This window comes from Paraburkholderia sp. BGA-UO-ETr-F12, assembly GCF_059567945.1.
On sequence record NZ_JCAQOZ010000063.1, the window covers coordinates 198,848 to 216,426 of the forward strand.

Sequence of the window (17,579 nt, forward strand, 5' to 3'; positions counted from 1 at the left end):
CCAAGCGAACCACCCGAACCACGCCGGTGCCAGGCTTAATGCGCATGGCAGCGCCTGGCGCTTGCGGCTAAAGTAGCGCATCCCTAACGACGAAGGTTTCGCGCCCATGTATCTCGGCATCGACCTCGGCACGTCCGAAGTGAAAGTCCTGCTGCTCGCCTCCGATGGACGCGTAATCGGCACCGCGGGCTCACCCTTTACCGTTTCGCGCCCCCATCAGCGCTGGGCCGAACAGAATCCTGAAGACTGGTGGGCCGGCACGCGCGCGGCGCTGGCCGCGTTGCGCGCCAAACATCCGGATGAGTTCGCGCAGATTCGCGGCATTGGCCTGTCGGGGCAAATGCACGGGGCCGTCCTGCTGGATGCGGAGAATCGCGTGTTGCGGCCCGCGATCCTGTGGAACGACATGCGCAGCGATAAGGAGTGCGCCGAGCTGACCGAGCGCGCGCCGGAGCTGCATACCGTGGCCGGCAATCTCGCGATGCCCGGATTTACCGCGCCGAAGCTGCTCTGGGTGGCGCGCCACGAGCCGGAAATCTTTGCGCGCACGGCCTGCGTGTTGCTGCCGAAGGACTACCTGCGCCTGCAACTGACGGGCGGCAAGGTGTCCGATCCCTCGGATGCGGCGGGCACGTTGTGGCTCGACGTGGCCAAACGCGACTGGTCCGATTCGCTGCTTGCCGCCTGCAACATGACGCGCGCGCAGATGCCCAGCCTGTGCGAAGGCAGCGCGCCCTCCGGCACCCTGCTCCCCGCCGTAGCGCGCGAATTCGGCTTGAGCGACGGCGTGATCGTCGCAGCCGGCGGTGGCGACAACGCCACGAGTGCGATCGGCATCGGCGCGACGCAACCCGGTGACGGCTTCGTGTCGCTCGGCACGTCCGGCGTGTTGTGCGTGGTCGGCGACAGCTTCCGGCCGAACCCCGCGTCGGCAGTACATGCGTTCTGCCACGCGATTCCGGATCGCTGGCATCAGATGAGCGTGGTGCTGTCGGCGGCCAGTTGTTTGCGCTGGGTCTGCAAGCTCACCTCGACCGACGAACCGACGTTGCTCGCCGAAATCGAGGCACTGCCGGCGGAAGCATTGACCACTGCGCCGCTCTTTTTGCCCTATCTGTCCGGTGAACGCACGCCGCACAACGACCCGTACGCGCAGGGCGTGTTCTTCGGCATGAACCACGCGACCGATCGCGCGCTGCTCGGCTACGCGGTGCTCGAAGGCGTTACGCTCGCGCTCACTGACGGCCTCGACGCGTTGCGCGCGGCCGGCACCGAAGCGAAGGCGCTGTCCCTGCTCGGCGGCGGCGCGCGCAGCGACTACTGGGCCCAACTGCTCGCCGACGCGCTCGACACCGCCACCCGCAAGCACGGCGGCGGCGAAACCGGCGCGGCGCTCGGCGCGGCACGGCTCGGCTGGCTGGCCGCGGGCGGCGATCCGGCCAAAGTGCTGACCAAGCCGCCGATCGAAAAGGAGTTCACGCCGAACCCGCGACGGCACGCCGAACTGCGCAGCCGGCTTGAGGCGTATCGCGCGCTCTATCGCCACGTGCGGCCGCTGTTCGACCCGGCGCGCCCACCGCTCGCCTGATCGGCAAACCGCAGCCGGTGCCCGTTGAGACGCGGGGACCGGCTGCTATCATCGGCGCACTTCAAGCGAACCGTCACCGTGCCCAAGTCCACAGAAAAACTAGATCTAGCTACCCGCGCCGCGTGGCTGTATTACGTCGCTGGCAACACCCAGAACGAGATCGCCGAGAAACTGCAGGTGTCACGCCCGGTCGCGCAACGGCTGGTTGCTTTCGCCGTGGAAAAGAACCTGATTCGCGTGCGCGTCGATCACAAACTGGCCGATTGCCTCGCGCTCGCCGACCAGCTCTCGAAGCGCTACGGCCTGAGCATGTGCGAAGTCGTCCCGATCGACAGCGACACCTCGGAGGAAGTCGACCGCAAACTGGCGGTGGCCGGCGCGCAGGTCATGGAACGCTATCTGGTGGAAGAAAAGCCGATGGTGGTCGCCGTGGGCAGCGGCCGTACGCTGAAGGCCGCGGTCGATCAGATCGCGCAACTGGAGCGTCCGCAGCACCGGTTGGTATCCATGGTCGGGGCGATCGCCCAGGACGGCTCCTCGAACCGCTATGACGTCGCGCTGCACATTTCGGAGAAGACCGGTGGCAAGCATTTTCTGCTGCCCGCGCCGTTACTCGCCGATAGCGAGGCCGAACGCGCGCAGTGGTGCAATCACCGGCTTTACCGGATCGTCGAATCGCTGTTGGCCAACGCGGATGTCGCGTTCGTCGGCGTCGGCAATATCGGGCCGAAATGTCCGTTGCACGAAGACGGCTTCATCACCTCCGCGGAGGTGAAGGAATTGATGCAGAACCGTGCGGTGGCGGAAATGCTCGGCCTGCCGATCGATGCCGCCGGCGCGCACGTCGAATCGCCGACCGGGCGCCGGGTCACGAGCATCGCGCTCGACTCGCCGCCGCGGCGCCCTACCATCGGCTTTGCCGGCGGTGAGCGCAAGCGCGAAGCGCTGATCGCCGTGCTCAAAGGCGGCTGGCTGTCGGGACTGGTGACCGACGAGTTGTGCGCGCGAGCGGCGCTCGACGCGTGATTGAGGCAAAGCGGCGACCTCGCCGCTTTGCCCTTCACGGAATCACGCAGCCAGCACTTCGACGATCTTGCGCTGGAAGGCTTTGCCTTCGCTGTCGAACAGATGGCAGTGCTCGGGTGTCGCGCCGAGCCGTTGCGTTTCGCCCTTGCTGTGGCGCTCGAGCGGCGGAATCCGCGCGATCAGGCCGTCCGGCGCCACGCTCGATTCCGCATACAGATACGCTGCGTCACCCAGCGATTCGACCGCCATGGTTTTCGCCGACACACCGTCGTCGGCCATACCCACGTGCAGGTGCTCCGGACGAATGCCGACGGTGACCTTGTCGCCCTGCTTCACCGCGCCCGGCTCAACCGCGACACGCTGCGTCTCGCCGGTTTCGTAGCGCACCGTGACGCCGTCGTGCGTCACCGACTGCACCACTCCTTCCATGAAATTCATCTTCGGCGAACCGATAAAACCGGCGACGAAGCGATTGGCCGGCGCGTGATACAGCATGGTCGGGCTGCCGACCTGCTCCACATTGCCCGCCGACAGCACGACGATTTTGTCGGCCAGCGTCATGGCTTCGACCTGATCGTGCGTCACGTAGATCATCGTGGTCTTCAGCTCGTCGTGCAGACGCGCGAATTCGAGACGCATTTTCACGCGCAGCGCGGCGTCCAGGTTCGACAAGGGTTCGTCGAACAGGAACACTTTCGGCTTGCGCGTAATCGCGCGGCCAATGGCAACCCGCTGACGCTGACCGCCCGAGAGCTGCTTCGGCTTGCGATCGAGCAGATGGTCGATGTGCAGAATCTTCGCTGCATTGCGCACGGCGGCGTCGATCTCGGGCTTCTTGGTGCCGGCGAGTTTCAGGCCGAAGGCCATGTTGTCGTACAGCGTCATGTGCGGATACAGCGCGTACGACTGGAACACCATCGCGATACCGCGCTTGGCGGGCGGCACGTCGTTCACGCGCGCGTTGTCGATGGTCAGATCGCCGCCGGTGATGTCCTCGAGGCCGGCGATCATCCGCATCAACGTCGATTTACCACAACCGCTCGGGCCTACGAACACGACGAATTCGCCGTCCAGGATGTCGAGGTTGATGTCGCGCATCACCTCGTTGTCGTCGTAAGCCTTTCTGATATTGCGCAGAGTTACGCTTGCCATGATGTGTCTCCGTGTGTTGCTCTTACAGCGTTAATTCGTTTGTCCAGGGGCTGTGCCAGACGCGGCGCCAACGCGGCCGCGCTTACGGCGCCGCGGCCGTCGCGCTCAGCGTCCATTGCGCGACCAGTTCCGGCAACTGCAGCATGTCGTCGAAAACGTGGCGCGCGCCGGCCGCGTGCAATGCGTCGATCTGCGCGTCGCTCGCATGACCTCCGCCGATAAAACCCAGCACCGTCATGCCCGCCGCGCTCGCCGCCGTCACACCCGTCACGCTGTCCTCCACCACGAGGCAGGCCGACGGCGCGAGGCCGAGACCTTGCGCGGCAGCGAGATAGACGTCCGGTGCGGGTTTCGGATTCGGCACCGCGTCGGCGCAAAAAAGCCGATTGCCGAAGAACTTCACGAGACCCGTGCGCGCCAGCACGCTTTCCACATACGGCCGGAAACTGTTGCTCGCGCAGGCCTTGGTGAGCGGCACCTGGGCCAGCGCGGTTTCGATTCCTGCGACTGTCGGCGCCTGCATCGCCGCCGCTTCCACCGCCCGGCGGATTGCTTCGACATCTTCTGCGCCGAGGCTCTTGCCCAGTTGCGCCGCCGTGCCTTGCAGCACCTTTTCGATGCGCAGGCCGAGCAGCGGCAGCACCACCGGTTCGACATCGGCATCAGGCCAGCGCGCTTCGAGTTCGTGCACCAGCATGCGCGCCGCCACGGCTTCGCTGTCGATCAGCACGCCGTCGCAATCGCAGATCAGCGCGAACTGGCTTCCATTCGTGCTGGCGGTCATTTGACCGCCCCGAACGTGAGGCCGCGCACCAGTTGCTTCTGCGACAGCCAGCCGACGATCAGGATCGGAGCGACCGCGAGCAGCGACGCGGCGGAAAGCTTCGCCCAGAACAAGCCTTCAGGACTCGAATACGACGCGATGAACACCGTCAGCGGCGCCGCATTCGAACTCGACAGGTTGATGCTCCAGAACGCCTCGTTCCACGACAGGATCACCAGCAGCAGCGCGGTGGAGGCGAGCCCCGGCAGCGACATCGGCATCAGCAGATAGACGATTTCCTGCCAGGTGGCCGCACCGTCGATCCGTCCGGCTTCGAGAATGTCGCGCGGAATTTCAGCGAAGTACGTGAACGACATCCATACCGCAATCGGCAGATTGATCAGCGTGTAGACGATCACCAGACCCGACACGGTATCGAGCAGCCCGCTGTTCTTCCACAGCAGATAGATCGGCACCAGCACGCCGACCGACGGCATCATCTTGGTCGACAGCATCCACAGCAGCACTTTCTGCGTGCGGCGCGTCGGAAAGAAAGCCATCGCGTACGCGGCCGGCACGGCGAGCAGCAGGCACAGCACCGTGACGCCCAACGAGATCAGGATCGAATTCCACGCGAACGCAAAGTAATTGCTGCGCGCGAACACCTCGCGGAAGCTATCGAGCGTCGGGACGAAAAACAGCGACGACGAATACGCCTGCTGCTCCGTCTTGAACGCGGTGATCGTCATCCAGAAGATCGGGAAGAACAGCAGTAGCGCGACCAGCCAAGCGATCACGCCGGGAATGCCGCGGCGAATCGCGTCGAACGGCGACTTGGCCGGCACGGCAATGGACGTCGTGCTCGACGCCGGTGTAGAGGCAACGTGACTCATTTTTCGTACTCCCCTTTCAGGTTCTTCGCGAGCATCCGCACGAGGAAGAACGACACGATGTTAGCCAGCACCACAGCCAGAATGCCGCCCGCCGAAGCAAGACCGACGTCGAACTGTTGCAGACCGAGCGAATAGATCAGGTACGACAGATTGGTGGTCGCGGTGCCCGGACCGCCGCCCGTGGTCGTATAGATTTCGGCGAAGATCGACAGCAGGAAGATCGTCTCCATCATCACCACCACCGCGATCGCCCGTTTCAGGTGCGGCAGCGTGATGTAGAAGAACATCGAGAACGGACCCGCACCGTCGATGCGCGCCGCTTCCTTCTGCTCCTGATCGAGCGACTGGATCGCGGTGAACAGGATCAGGAACGCGAACGGCAGCCATTGCCACGCAACGATCATGATCACCGCCGTCAACGGATAGTCGGCGAACCAGTCGATCGGCTGCATGCCGATCGCGCGCATGCCCTGGGCGATCAGGCCATACACCGGATGCAGGATCATGTTCTTCCAGATCAGCGCGCTGACTGTCGGCATCACGAAGAACGGCGCGATCGCCAGCAGTCGTGCAACGCCTTGACCATAGAACTTGCGGTCGAACAGGATCGCCATCAGCACGCCGCCGACTACTGTAATCACCAGCACCGAGATAATCAGTTCGAGGGTGTGCCCGATCGACGGTCCGAATGACGGATCGGTGGCCAGATACTTGTAGTTGTCGAATCCGGCGAAGCCTTTGAGATCCGGATTCAGCAGGTTGTAGCGCGAGAACGAAAACCAGATCGTCATCGCCAGCGGAATCGCCATCCACAGCACGAGTACCGCGACGGAGGGCGATACCAGCCAGCGGGCGGAATTGGCTTTGCGGGTTTCGCGTTCTTTTTCTGTCTGGGGATGGGCATGCATGAGAGGTAGGCGCAGAGGACGCATGATTGACCACCTGTTCGGTAATGCGCGGGTTGTCCGGCAAAGACACCGCCTTAGCCGCGCTTTAGCCACATCACTCGCCGCGACGCCAGCCGATGTCGCGGCGCATGAATGACAATTGACCGGCATATAAGCGGCAACAAGTGCCGGGGACGGCCCGCTGTGCTGCGTGAGCCGGCTGACGGGCGTCAGCCGGCGCGTTTCACGTTACGCGCGCCGGTACCTGGCTTCGGTACCGGGAGTGTAAAAGCGCGGCTTACTTCTGATAACCGGCCTGTTGCACGGCGCGATTCGCCGTGGCCTGCCCGGCTGCCAGTGCCTGGTCGACCGTCATCTGACCGGCAACCGCGCCGGAGATGCTCTGACCGACCACCGTGCCGAACGACTGGAACTCAGGGATGCCGACGAACTGCACACCGGTGTAGGGTACCGGCTTGAGCGTCGGGTGATCCGGATCCGCCGTCTCGATTGCCTTCAGTACGAAGTCGCCGAACGGAGCTGCCTGCTTGTATTCAGGGCGCGCGTAGGTCGATTGACGCGTTCCCGGCGGCACCGATGCCCAGCCTTCATCCTTCGCAACCAGCTCGATGTACTGCTTCGAGGTAGCCCACGCGATGAACTTCTTCGCCGCGTCAGCCTGCTTCGACGACTTCGGAATAGCCAGCGCCCACGCCCACAGCCAGTGCGAACCCTTCGGGGTCACCTGGGTCGGCGCCGCCGCAAAGCCCACCTTGTCGGCGATCTGCGACTGCTGCTTGTTGTAGAGCATGCCGGCGGCCACCGTGGCGTCGATCCACATCGCGCATTTGCCCGAGGACATCAGCGTGAGGTTTTCGTTGAAGCCGTTCGAGCTCGCTCCCGGAGGGCCGTCTTTCTTCAACAGATCGACGTAGAAGCTGATGGCCTTCTTCCATTCCGGCGAAGTCAGTTGCGCCTGCCACTTTTCGTCGAACCAGCGACCGCCGAAGGTGTTCACCACCGTCGTCGCGTACGCCATGTTTTCGCCCCAGCCGGCTTTGCCGCGCAGGCAGATGCCGTAGACGCCGTTGGCTTTGTCCGTCAGCTTGTCGGCGAACTGCGCGATCTGGTCGTAGGTCGGCTGATCGGGCATTTTCAGGCCCTTGGCCGCGAACAGATCCTTGCGGTAATACGTCATCGAACTTTCGACGTAAAACGGCAGCGCGTACAACTGGCCGCCGCTCGAGAGACCGTCGCGGGCCGTCTTCACGACGTCGTTCAGATCGTAATCCGCAGGCAGCCCCGTCAGCGGCGTGAGCCAGCCGCGCTTGCCCCATTGCGGCGTTTCGTACGCGCCGATCGTCATCACGTCGAACTGGCCGCTGCCGGTCGTGATGTCGGTGGTGGCGCGTTGACGCAGCACGTTTTCTTCGAGAATCACCCAGTTGAGCTTGATGTCCGGATTGGCCTGCTCGAAAGCGGGCGAGAGCTTCTTCAGCTCGATCATGTCCGGATTGTTCAACGTGGCGATGGTCACCGTGGCCGCCGACGCGCTCAACGCAAAGCACGCCAGAGCACCGGCACTGAGCGCCTTCAGCGCGGATTGAGTAGCTGGTTTCATGTGTTGTCTCCTTTCTCGTACGTTATGTAGTGCTGCGTTTGTTCTACGAAAATGACGAAGGGTGAAGCGGGTTGGTCAAGCCGGCTCGGCTCATCCAGCGCTGCTGTCCGCTTAGCTCATCCAGTTCCCACCGTCCACGTTCAGGGTTTGCGCGGTGATGTAGTCGGCATCCGCCGACGCGAGAAACAGGGCAGCGCCGGTCAGATCGTCCGGCACACCCATTCGGCCGAGCGGCACCGCTTCACCGACCAGGCGTTTCTTCTCGCCGAGCGGCCGGTTTTCGTAGCGGGCGAAGAGCGCGTCGACCTCTTTCCACATCGGTGTATCGACGACGCCCGGCGCGATGCCGTTCACATTGATCTTATGCGGCGCAAGAGCCAAGGCGGCGGACTGCGTGTAGCTGAGCACGGCGGCTTTGGTCGCGCAGTAGTGCGATACCAGCGCCTCGCCGCGCCGGCCGGCTTGCGACGACATATTGATGATCTTGCCGCCATGGCCCTGCTCGACCATTTTCCGGGCGACGGTTTGCATCAGGAAGAACATGCCTTTCACGTTCACCGCGAAGAGGCGGTCGAAGACGTCCCAGGATTCGTCGAGGAGTGGGCGCATGTCGAAGAGCGCTGCATTGTTGAACAGGATATCGACGCGGCCGAAGCGCTCCAGTGTGCTCGCAAGAGTGCGTTCGATGTCCTCGCGGCGCGTCACGTCGGCGCTGACGGTCAGCACGCGGTCGCCATACGCGGCGGCGAGCGCGTCGCCGAAACTGTCGGCCGGCTTCACATCGACCAGCACGCAACGCGCGCCTTCGTCCAGATAGCGCCGGGCCACGGCTTCACCGATTCCGCTTGCCGCGCCCGTCAGAATGGCCACCTTGTCTTGCAATCGTGCCGCCACTGCCTGTCTCCGGTTCGTTTCGCTTCTTGAGGCGCGGTGAGCGAACGCTCGTTGCGCGAACAATTGCTCTGTTAGTGATCGAATGATCGGATACGGACCGGGTCATGTCAAGGCGCTCGATCAGATTTCGATGGTGCAGCGCGGCAGGCCTCCCCTATAAGCCTGATATGTCCGCGGCTAACCCACTGCGCGCCTCGTCCAGCACGCCTGCGGGACCGAAGAAGTGCAGACGGTAAGACAGCCTGTTGCCGACGCCGCTGCCAAAAAATCGAGATACGTTATATCATTTCGAACTCGCTCGACTTCTGCCCTTCAGCGTAGGCGCGGCCTCCGCATGCCGCGCCGGCGCATGCGCTCGAGCGAGTGCAAGAACACCGGGGCATACCGTCCCTTACGTTTGTCATTCATTCAACTCTCACGCAGCAGGAAACGACGATGAAGAAATTCGGCTCGATGTTGAACGGGGCGCGCCGCGCGCTGACGCTGTCGAAGACCGTGGCCGTGGGCGCGACGGCCGCTGCTGCTTTCACGCTCAGCCATGCCGCGTTTGCGGCGGATGCGAAAATCCCGGTGGTGGCGGCAGAGAATTTTTACGGCGACGTCGTGCAGCAACTAGGCGGCGACCGTGTCGATGTCACGAGCATCCTGAGCAATCCGGATCAGGACCCGCATCTGTTCGAAGCCAGCCCGAAGACGGCGCGCGCGCTGCAGCATGCAAGCCTTGTGGTCTACAACGGCGCCGACTACGATCCGTGGATGGCAAAATTGCTGGCCGCCTCGAAGAGCGCGAAGCGCACCACCATCGTCGCCGCGGACCTGGTCGGCAAGAAAGCCGGCGATAATCCGCACCTCTGGTACGACCCGCAAACCATGCCGAAAGTGGCGCGCGCGGTAAGCGATGCGCTCGTCGCGGCTGACCCGGCGCACAAGTCGGCGTACGATGCGAACCTCGCGAAGTTTCTCGATTCGCTGAAGCCGATCGACGCCAAGGTCGCCGATCTGCATGGCCGCTACGCCGGCGTGCCGGTCACGGCGACCGAGCCGGTGTTCGGCTATATGTCCGACGCGATCGGCCTCTCGATGCGCAATTTGCGCTTCCAGATGGCGACGATGAACGACACTGAAGCAAGCGCGGCCGATATCGCCGCGTTCGAACGCGATCTGCGCGAAAAGCGCGTGCGCGTTCTGATCTATAACAGCCAGGCAACCGAGGCCCTGACCAAACGCATGTTGAAGCTCGCGCAGCAATCGAAGGTGCCGACCATGAGCGTCACCGAAACCGAACCGGCCGGCAAGACCTATCAGACGTGGATGCTGACGCAGCTTGACGCGCTCTCCACGGCGCTGGCTGCGGGCGATGCGAGTGCAGCGAATGCGGCGGCCACGGCGCCCAAAGGAAAAACCCAATGACCGAGACTGGCCGCGGCACGCCAGCTAATGCATCGAACAATGCATCAATCAGCGGACGCAGCACGGCGCCCGTGCTCGAACTCGAGCACGTGACGCTCGAACTCGGTGGCCGCACGATTCTGCGCGACACCGGCCTCGTGGTGAACCAAGGCGAATTCATCGGTGTGCTCGGGCCGAACGGCGCGGGCAAAACCACGCTGATGCGCGCCGTGCTCGGTCTCGTGCCGGCCGCGAGCGGCGCGATCCGCGTGCTGGGGCAGCCGGTCGAGCGCGGCAATGCGTCGATCGGCTATATGCCGCAGACACGCAGCGCGCTGGCCGGGCGCCGCGTACGCGGCCGCGACTTCGTGGCGATGGCCGCCGACGGACACCGCTGGGGCCTGCCCCATGCAGACAGCAAAACCCGCGCGGACGTCGAGCGGGTGCTGGATCTGGTGGGCGGCCGCCAGTTGGCCGAGCGGCCGTTGTCGGAATTGTCCGGCGGCGAGCGTCAGCGCTTGCTGCTCGCGCAATGTCTGCTTGGCAACCCCAAACTGCTGTTGCTCGACGAACCGCTGATCAGTCTCGATCCGCATCATCAGAAAAGCGTCGTCGAACTGGTGCGGCGCGTTCAGCAGGAACTCGGCATCGCCGTGCTGTTCTCCGCGCATGAACTGAATCCGCTTTTGCACGCGCTCGATCGCGTGCTGTATCTCGGTAGCGGCGTCGCCGCGCTCGGCACGGTCGACGAAGTCATTACGCGGCCGGTCCTGTCGCGCCTCTACGGCTCGCCGATCGACGTGATGCGCGTGAACGGGCGCATCTTCGTGATGTCGGGCGACGTCGAAGTCGAAAAACACGACCACGAGCACGAACACGACGAGAACGGCGGCCATAGCCATTCACACTCGCACGGCCATGGCCACGCACACGGCCACTCACACCAGCACGACTCACGCGACGGACACACGCACGATGTTTGAATACGATTTCATGGTGAACGCGTTCGCGGCGTCGGGGATCGTCGCGGTGCTGGCAGGCGTGGTGGGCTATTTTCTGGTGATGCGCGGGCAGACCTTCGCGGGCCACGCGCTCTCGCACGTCGGCTTCACAGGTGCGACCGGCGCGGTGCTGATCGGCATCTCGCCGATCTGGGGGATGATCGGCTTCACGCTCGCCGCGGGCATCGGCATGGGCGCGCTCGGTGAGCGGCTCGCCGGACGCGATGTGGCGATCGGCGTGATCCTGTCGCTGTCGCTAGGCTTCGGCTTGCTGTTCCTGCACTTCTTCACCGCGTACGCGACCCAGGTAACCGCGCTGCTGTTCGGCAATGTTCTCGGCGTGAATGCGTCGACGCTCGGTGTGCTGGCGGGCTTGGGTATTGTCAGCCTGCTGGCGCTTGCAGCGATCATGCGGCCCTTGCTGTTCGCTTCGCTGCAACCGGAACTGGCCGAAGCCAAGGGCGTGTCGCTGCGCAAGGTGTCGGTGCTGTTTCTCGCAATCGCCGCCCTGGCTGTGGCGGCGTGCACGCAGATTGTCGGTGTGCTGCTGGTGTTCACGCTAATGGTGGGACCGGCCGCCGCGGCGCAAAACATGACGACGCGGCTCTCGACCGGTCTCGTACTCGCCGCCGTGTTTGCGCTGATTCAGGCGTGGCTGGGTCTGACGCTGGCGTTCTATACCGATTGGCCGACGAGCTTCTGGATCACGGTGCTGTCGGCGGTGGTGTATGGCGGGAGTCTGTTGCGGCGGCGTTGAGCACCCTCGCGTGATGCGCGACGTGGTCTTCGATGAACGTCGAGATGAAGTAGTAGCCGTGGTCGTAGCCTGCGTGACGGCGCAATGTCAGCGGCTGCCCCGCGGCTTTGCAGGCCGCTTCGAACACATCCGGGTTCAACTGCTCGGCAAGGAACTGATCCGCCAGTCCCTGATCGACCAGAATCCCTTCCTTGAACTTGCGCGACGCGTGAGCGACGAGTTCGCTCGAGTCGTACTTGCGCCACCCTTCCCGGTCTTCACCCAGATATCCGCTGAACGCTTTCACGCCCCACGGGCACTGTGAAGGCGCCGCGATCGGCGCGAACGCCGACACCGAGCGGTAGATCTCCGGGTTGCGCAGCGCCAGCATCAACGCGCCATGACCGCCCATCGAATGCCCGAAAATGCCCAGACGCGCGCCGTCCACCGGCAGATTCGCGAGCACCGTTTCGCGCAGTTCGTCGCGCACGTACGAGTACATCCGGTAATGCTTCGCCCACGGCTGCTGAGTCGCGTCGACGTAAAAGCCCGCACCCACGCCGAAGTCCCATGCTGCACTTTCGCCCGGCACGCCCGCACCGCGCGGACTGGTGTCCGGCGCGATCAGCGCGATACCGTGCTGCGCCGCGAAGCGCTGCGCGCCCGCCTTGACCGGAAAGGTTTCTTCCGTGCAGGTCAGGCCCGCGAGATAGAACAGCGCGGGCACATTCGCGTTGGCCTGCAAGGCCTGCGGCGGCAGATACACCGAGAAACGCATCGGCAGACCGACGGTCTGCGAGTCGTGACGATAGATGCGCTGCTCGCCGCCATGGCAGGCATGCGACGACAATAGTTCGAGCATGGCGAAACTCCCGCTTTAGTACAGCACGACCGAGCGGATCGACTCGCCCTTCTTCATCAGGTCGAAGCCCTCGTTGATGCGTTCGAGCGGCAGACGGTGCGTGATCAGATCGTCGATATTGATCTTGCCTTCCATGTACCAGTCGACGATCTTCGGCACGTCCGTGCGCCCACGTGCGCCACCGAATGCCGAGCCCTTCCACTCGCGGCCCGTCACCAGTTGGAACGGGCGCGTGCTGATTTCCTCGCCCGCCGCCGCCACGCCGATGATGAACGACTGGCCCCAGCCCTTGTGCGTACACTCCAGCGCCTGACGCATCACCTTGGTGTTGCCGATGCATTCGAACGAGTAGTCCGCGCCGCCATCGGTGAGTTGCACGATGTGATCGACCACGTTCTCCACTTCGTTCGGGTTGATGAAGTGGGTCATGCCGAATTTCTTCGCCAGTTCGACGCGTCCCGGATTGAGGTCGACACCGATGATCTTGTCCGCGCCGACCATCTTCGCGCCCTGGATCACATTGAGGCCGATGCCGCCCAGACCGAACACCACCACGTTCGCGCCCGCCTCGACCTTCGCCGAATACACGACCGCGCCCACGCCCGTCGTCACGCCGCAGCCGATGTAGCAGATCTTGTCGAACGGCGCGTCTTCACGCACCTTCGCCACCGCGATTTCCGGCACGACGATGTAGTTCGAAAACGTGGATGTGCCCATGTAGTGAAACAGCGGCTTGCCATCCAGCGAGAAACGCGAGGTCGAGTCGGGCATCAGGCCCTTGCCTTGCGTCGAACGGATCGCCTGGCAAAGATTGGTCTTGCGCGACAGACAGAATTTGCACTGGCGGCATTCCGGCGTGTAGAGCGGAATCACGTGGTCGCCCTTCTTCAGCGTGCCGACACCCGGACCGACATCGACGATCACGCCCGCGCCTTCGTGGCCGAGAATCGCCGGGAAGATGCCTTCCGGATCGGCGCCGGAGAGCGTGTAGTAATCGGTATGGCAGATCCCGGTGGCCTTCACTTCGATCAGGACTTCACCGGCGCGCGGGCCTTCCAGATCCACTTCCTCGATCGTCAACGGGGCGCCGGCTTTCCATGCGATTGCTGCTTTGGTCTTCATGGTGAATACTCCTGTAAGTCTGTGAATGGCTGGCGCGTCGCGCTGAAATATCGCGCGGCGCGCCGGTGTCGCGGGTCGCTTGCCGCAGGTTCGCCTGCCGCAGGTTCGCCTGCCGCAGCTAATTCTTGTGCCGATCGATGAACGGACGATGCTGCTTTCGTCCGCCATCACGGGCCGGCCTACACCTTAGCTTGCAAAAGCCGTCATGGTATTGCAAAGTGCGTCGCGGCATTGTCCGTAGCTGACATCGCTGGGGTTATCGAAGCGGCCGTTCGCCAAACCAGGATTCGACGCGGCCATACAAATCCAGAAAGCACGCATAACGTTCGGCAAGCGCCGCGTCGCCTTGCGGTCCGGCAACGCGCGTCGCGCCTGGGGCAAGTGCGGCGAGATCCCTCGCGTGCCAATGTCCGCTCGCCAAACCGCCGAGGATGGCCGCGCCACGTGGCGCCGCGTTGGGACAATCCACCGCGTAGAGTTCGACGTTCAGCGCATCGGCAAGCAACTGCCGCCAGCGCGCATCGACGGAACCGCCGCCCGCGAGTTTCAGGGCCGTCACCGTAGCGCCGCTCGCGCGGATCGCGTCGAGCCCGGCGCGCAACGAGAAGGCGACGCCTTCGAACGCGGCGCGCATCATCGTGCCGCGTGTGTGGTCGAGCGCGAGGCCGAGCCAACCGCCGCGTGCCGCCGGGTTGAGCCATGGAGTGCGCTCGCCGGTGAGATACGGCAGAAAGGTGAGGCCGGTTGCGGTCGTGGCGGGTGCGTTAGCGCCGGCCGCATCATCGAACGCGTCGCGATACGCATCGGCCCACTCGTACGACAGCCAGCCCCGCACGCGTTCGAGCGCGACGCCGACGTTTTGCATCGCCGCCATGCGATACCAGTGATCGCTCGCGGCGCGATAGCGATGCAGGCCTCTCACGGCTGGCGGTGCGTGTTCGGCGAGCACGACGATTTGGCCACCGGTGCCGGTGGTGAGCAATGCGTCGCCGTCGCCCGCGAGACCGCTGCCCAGCGCGGCACACGGCGTATCGGCCGCGCCGATCGCGAGCATGATGCCGGCGCGCAGGCCCAGCTCCTGTGCCGCTTCGCGCGACAGCGTGCCGCCCGCCGCATAGGAAGGTGCGAGCGGCGCAAACCATTCATGCGGCAACGCGAACCGGTCGAGCAGCGTCAGGTCCCATACGCCTGCCGGATCGGCAAGCGCGGTCGCACAGGCATCGGAAGGATCGGTTGCGAGCACACCGCCCAGCGCGACGCGCAGCCAGTCTTTCGGTTGCAGCGCCCAACGCGTCCTGCGCGCGGCTTGCGGTTCGTTCTGCACGATCCAGCGCAGCAAAGGACCGGCCATGCCGGGCGCGACCGGATTCGGCTGCGGCTCGGGCCATTGATCGAGCAAACCCAAGGCGCGCGTGTCGGGCCAGAGCATCGCGGGGCGCACTGCTTCGCCATTCGCGTCGATCAGAACCACGCCATGCATCTGTCCGGAGAAACCGATTGCCTGCACCTCGCGGCGCAAATCCTCGGGCAAACGCGCCGCCGCTTCGCGAAGCGCGCGCCACCAGGTCTGCACCGAAGTTTCGGCCCAGCCCGGAAGCGGTGTTTCGAGTGCGTACGCGACACTTGCCGCAGCCAGTTCGCGGCCGCTTCTGTCGACGATTGCTACTTTGAGCGAGCCGGTGCCGAGGTCGATGCCAAGAAAACTCATGGGCGATAGAACGTCAATTTGAGCGTGGAGACAAGCACGCGAAAGATGTCTGGAACGGCATATTTTCAATCACCGCTGCGTCGTTTCGGAAGCGCACCCCGATGCACGCTGAAAACCGGAAATCGCGGGTTAACCCCGCCCTGTCGCGAGTTGTACAAAAACAGCACTATGCGTTGAGCGAGATACACCCCATTGATTCTCACACATATCACGTTGAGGCGAGCGCGCGCCGCGCATGAGCGCCCATCGCCACTGCATGGGCCTGACGGCCGATTTGTGCGGTGCGGTCATTTCTTTTTGCTTTCAAACGAGTCTCATGCATATCGTCACCGGGAATGCCGGAATAGGCCCCAGTGGTCTTGTTGCGCTTTTTCGTTCCGCATACCTTGGAGTCATCCCAAAACGAGATGGTGGAGAGAGACAAAATGCAATCGAACACGGTTCACCCGTGCGACGAGCGACTGCCCGCGGGCCAGTTGCTGACGCTCGGCATTCAGCACGTTTTGGTGATGTACGCAGGCGCAGTTGCGGTGCCGCTCATCATTGGCGCCGCGTTGAAGCTGCCGAAAGACCAGATCGCGTTCCTGATCAGCGCGGATCTGTTTTCCTGTGGCATCGCTACGCTGATTCAGACGCTCGGTCTGTGGATCTTCGGCATTCGTCTGCCGGTCATCATGGGTTGCACATTCGCCGCCGTCGGTCCGATGGTCGCGATCGGCACGAATCCCTCGCTCGGTATCCTCGATATCTTCGGCTCGACGATCGCGGCCGGCGTGATCGGCATCATCCTCGCGCCGGCGGTCGGCAAGCTATTGCGCTTCTTCCCGCCAGTGGTGATCGGCGTGGTGATCTCGGTGATCGGCCTCTCACTGATGGAAGTGGGCATCAACTGGGCAGCCGGCGGTGTCGGCAATCCTGATTACGGCAATCCGATCTACCTCGGCCTGTCGCTGGTCGTGCTGATGCTGATTCTGCTGATCAACAAGTTCGCCAAGGGCTTCATGGCGAATATCTCCGTGTTGCTCGGCATCGTCGCGGGTTTCGTGATCGCGCTGGCACTGGGCCGCGTCAACATGGACGGCGTCACGCACGCACCGTGGGTCGGTTTCGTCATGCCGTTCCACTTCGGCCTGCCGCATTTCGATCCGCTCGCCATCGCGACCATGGTCACCGTGATGTTCGTGACCTTCATCGAGTCGACCGGCATGTTCCTCGCGGTCGGCGATATGGTGGATCGTCCGGTGGATCAGAAGACGCTGGTGCGCGGTCTGCGTGTGGACGGTCTGGGTACGCTGATCGGCGGCATCTTCAACTCGTTTCCGCATACCTCGTTCTCGCAGAACGTCGGCCTGATCGGCGTGACCGGCGTGAAGAGCCGCTTTGTCTGCGCGATGGGCGGCGTGATCCTGGTGTTGCTGGGTCTGTTCCCGAAGATGGCGCAGGTGGTTGCTTCGGTGCCGGCCTTCGTGCTGGGCGGCGCGGGCATCGTGATGTTCGGCATGGTCGCGGCAAACGGCATCAAGGTACTGGCCAAGGTCGACTTCGTGAAGAACCACCACAACCTGTTCATCGTCGCGGTCAGTATCGGCATGGGTCTGGTGCCGGTGGTGTCGCCGCAATTCTTTTCGAAGCTGCCGCCGGCGCTGTCGCCGCTGCTGCATAGCGGGATCTTGCTGGCGTCGGTGTCGGCGGTCGTGCTGAACCTGATCTTCAACGGTGTGAAGAGCGAGAAGAAAGCACAGTGCGAAATTCGCCGGGCCGGACATGATTTCGACGGGCGCGGCGGCAATGAACCGCCCGCGGGCGACGAACTGCTGCGCGCCGCGGATGCGCACTGAGCGTCTGACTGGAACCGGCGCCGTGCGACATAGATCGCGCTGAGCGCCGGGGCGCCGGGCCAAATTAGGTTCGATCCAGGCATCAATAAAAAAGCCACG

Annotated in this window: 16 protein-coding genes; 6 read left to right on the top strand and 10 right to left on the bottom strand. The window is 63.7% G+C overall.

The annotated features are described in order from the left end of the window. The first annotated feature begins 106 nt into the window (after positions 1 to 106). Both xylB and AC57B6_RS31670 read left to right on the top strand, forming a co-directional pair. A complete protein-coding gene (gene xylB, locus AC57B6_RS31665) occupies positions 107 to 1,588 on the top strand; it encodes a xylulokinase (RefSeq protein WP_144192417.1) in 1,482 nt (493 codons plus the stop codon). A gap of 78 nt (positions 1,589 to 1,666) precedes the next feature. Continuing rightward, complete coding sequence (locus AC57B6_RS31670) at positions 1,667 to 2,614, top strand: sugar-binding transcriptional regulator (protein ID WP_030101076.1); 948 nt, start codon at positions 1,667 to 1,669, stop codon at positions 2,612 to 2,614. Positions 2,615 to 2,656: 42 nt separating this feature from the next. Here the strand turns inward: AC57B6_RS31670 and AC57B6_RS31675 are convergent, their stop codons facing one another. The 6 genes from AC57B6_RS31675 to AC57B6_RS31700 all read right to left on the bottom strand — a co-directional run bounded on the left by AC57B6_RS31675 (position 2,657) and on the right by AC57B6_RS31700 (position 8,824). Next, the gene (locus AC57B6_RS31675; protein WP_028197987.1) at positions 2,657 to 3,766 is read right to left on the bottom strand and encodes an ABC transporter ATP-binding protein; all 1,110 of its coding nucleotides are present in this window, start codon (positions 3,764 to 3,766) and stop codon (positions 2,657 to 2,659) included. A gap of 82 nt (positions 3,767 to 3,848) precedes the next feature. Beyond that, entirely contained in the window at positions 3,849 to 4,550 is a 702-nt protein-coding gene (locus AC57B6_RS31680; protein ID WP_030101075.1) for an HAD family hydrolase, read from the bottom strand. Further along, the gene (locus tag AC57B6_RS31685) at positions 4,547 to 5,422 is read right to left on the bottom strand and encodes a carbohydrate ABC transporter permease (RefSeq protein ID WP_028197989.1); all 876 of its coding nucleotides are present in this window, start codon (positions 5,420 to 5,422) and stop codon (positions 4,547 to 4,549) included. The genes AC57B6_RS31680 and AC57B6_RS31685 overlap by 4 nt, the downstream gene beginning before the upstream one ends. Then, positions 5,419 to 6,354, bottom strand: coding sequence for a carbohydrate ABC transporter permease (locus AC57B6_RS31690; protein ID WP_030101074.1), 936 nt, complete (start codon positions 6,352 to 6,354; stop codon positions 5,419 to 5,421). Before AC57B6_RS31690 ends, AC57B6_RS31685 begins: the two co-directional genes overlap by 4 nt. 253 nt (positions 6,355 to 6,607) lie before the next feature. Continuing rightward, positions 6,608 to 7,930: an ABC transporter substrate-binding protein gene (locus AC57B6_RS31695; RefSeq protein ID WP_030101073.1), complete on the bottom strand. Its 1,323-nt coding sequence runs from the start codon at positions 7,928 to 7,930 to the stop codon at positions 6,608 to 6,610. A 111-nt stretch (positions 7,931 to 8,041) separates the two neighbouring features. After that, complete coding sequence (locus AC57B6_RS31700; protein WP_406867519.1) at positions 8,042 to 8,824, bottom strand: L-iditol 2-dehydrogenase; 783 nt, start codon at positions 8,822 to 8,824, stop codon at positions 8,042 to 8,044. Between the two features lie 435 nt (positions 8,825 to 9,259). Here AC57B6_RS31700 and AC57B6_RS31705 point away from each other — a divergent pair, with 435 nt between their 5' ends. The 3 genes from AC57B6_RS31705 to AC57B6_RS31715 are packed head-to-tail and all read left to right on the top strand — an operon-like array spanning position 9,260 to position 11,971. Then, positions 9,260 to 10,234 carry a metal ABC transporter solute-binding protein gene (locus AC57B6_RS31705; RefSeq protein WP_496422804.1) on the top strand — a complete coding sequence of 325 codons (975 nt, stop codon included), beginning with the start codon at positions 9,260 to 9,262 and terminating at the stop codon, positions 10,232 to 10,234. Next, the gene (locus AC57B6_RS31710) at positions 10,231 to 11,196 is read left to right on the top strand and encodes an ABC transporter ATP-binding protein (RefSeq protein WP_496422805.1); all 966 of its coding nucleotides are present in this window, start codon (positions 10,231 to 10,233) and stop codon (positions 11,194 to 11,196) included. The genes AC57B6_RS31705 and AC57B6_RS31710 overlap by 4 nt, the downstream gene beginning before the upstream one ends. Then, entirely contained in the window at positions 11,189 to 11,971 is a 783-nt protein-coding gene (locus AC57B6_RS31715) for a metal ABC transporter permease (protein WP_028197995.1), read from the top strand. The genes AC57B6_RS31710 and AC57B6_RS31715 overlap by 8 nt, the downstream gene beginning before the upstream one ends. On the opposite strand, the gene fghA is transcribed toward AC57B6_RS31715, so the two are convergent. The 4 genes from fghA to AC57B6_RS31735 form a co-directional block, all read right to left on the bottom strand. After that, positions 11,919 to 12,812 (bottom strand): S-formylglutathione hydrolase, encoded by an 894-nt coding sequence (gene fghA / locus AC57B6_RS31720; RefSeq protein WP_144192415.1) that lies wholly within the window; start codon positions 12,810 to 12,812, stop codon positions 11,919 to 11,921. The two genes, AC57B6_RS31715 and fghA, sit on opposite strands and share 53 nt — an antisense overlap. 15 nt (positions 12,813 to 12,827) lie before the next feature. Next, positions 12,828 to 13,934 (bottom strand): S-(hydroxymethyl)glutathione dehydrogenase/class III alcohol dehydrogenase, encoded by a 1,107-nt coding sequence (locus AC57B6_RS31725; protein WP_178369285.1) that lies wholly within the window; start codon positions 13,932 to 13,934, stop codon positions 12,828 to 12,830. Positions 13,935 to 14,190: 256 nt separating this feature from the next. Then, positions 14,191 to 15,642: a xylulokinase gene (locus AC57B6_RS31730; RefSeq protein WP_496422806.1), complete on the bottom strand. Its 1,452-nt coding sequence runs from the start codon at positions 15,640 to 15,642 to the stop codon at positions 14,191 to 14,193. Positions 15,643 to 15,850: 208 nt separating this feature from the next. Then, on the bottom strand, positions 15,851 to 16,066 hold the full coding sequence (locus tag AC57B6_RS31735) for a prephenate dehydrogenase (RefSeq protein ID WP_162181303.1): 216 nt from the start codon (positions 16,064 to 16,066) through the stop codon (positions 15,851 to 15,853). 1 nt (position 16,067) lies between these two features. Here AC57B6_RS31735 and AC57B6_RS31740 point away from each other — a divergent pair, with 1 nt between their 5' ends. Further along, complete coding sequence (locus AC57B6_RS31740) at positions 16,068 to 17,480, top strand: nucleobase:cation symporter-2 family protein (protein ID WP_046567855.1); 1,413 nt, start codon at positions 16,068 to 16,070, stop codon at positions 17,478 to 17,480. Positions 17,481 to 17,579: the final 99 nt, after the last annotated feature.

Bases quoted from the DNA above. Each gene is read 5' to 3' on its own strand.
- AC57B6_RS31715 (WP_028197995.1), top strand. From the start codon at position 11,189: ATGTTTGAATACGATTTCATGGTGAACGCGTTCGCGGCGTCGGGGATC.
- AC57B6_RS31705 (WP_496422804.1), top strand. From the start codon at position 9,260: ATGAAGAAATTCGGCTCGATGTTGAACGGGGCGCGCCGCGCGCTGACG.
- AC57B6_RS31725 (WP_178369285.1), bottom strand. From the start codon at position 13,934: ATGAAGACCAAAGCAGCAATCGCATGGAAAGCCGGCGCCCCGTTGACG.
- AC57B6_RS31710 (WP_496422805.1), top strand. From the start codon at position 10,231: ATGACCGAGACTGGCCGCGGCACGCCAGCTAATGCATCGAACAATGCA.
- fghA (WP_144192415.1), bottom strand. From the start codon at position 12,812: ATGCTCGAACTATTGTCGTCGCATGCCTGCCATGGCGGCGAGCAGCGC.
- AC57B6_RS31730 (WP_496422806.1), bottom strand. From the start codon at position 15,642: ATGAGTTTTCTTGGCATCGACCTCGGCACCGGCTCGCTCAAAGTAGCA.
- AC57B6_RS31675 (WP_028197987.1), bottom strand. From the start codon at position 3,766: ATGGCAAGCGTAACTCTGCGCAATATCAGAAAGGCTTACGACGACAAC.
- AC57B6_RS31740 (WP_046567855.1), top strand. From the start codon at position 16,068: ATGCAATCGAACACGGTTCACCCGTGCGACGAGCGACTGCCCGCGGGC.
- AC57B6_RS31680 (WP_030101075.1), bottom strand. From the start codon at position 4,550: ATGACCGCCAGCACGAATGGAAGCCAGTTCGCGCTGATCTGCGATTGC.
- AC57B6_RS31685 (WP_028197989.1), bottom strand. From the start codon at position 5,422: ATGAGTCACGTTGCCTCTACACCGGCGTCGAGCACGACGTCCATTGCC.
- AC57B6_RS31690 (WP_030101074.1), bottom strand. From the start codon at position 6,354: ATGCGTCCTCTGCGCCTACCTCTCATGCATGCCCATCCCCAGACAGAA.
- AC57B6_RS31695 (WP_030101073.1), bottom strand. From the start codon at position 7,930: ATGAAACCAGCTACTCAATCCGCGCTGAAGGCGCTCAGTGCCGGTGCT.
- xylB (WP_144192417.1), top strand. From the start codon at position 107: ATGTATCTCGGCATCGACCTCGGCACGTCCGAAGTGAAAGTCCTGCTG.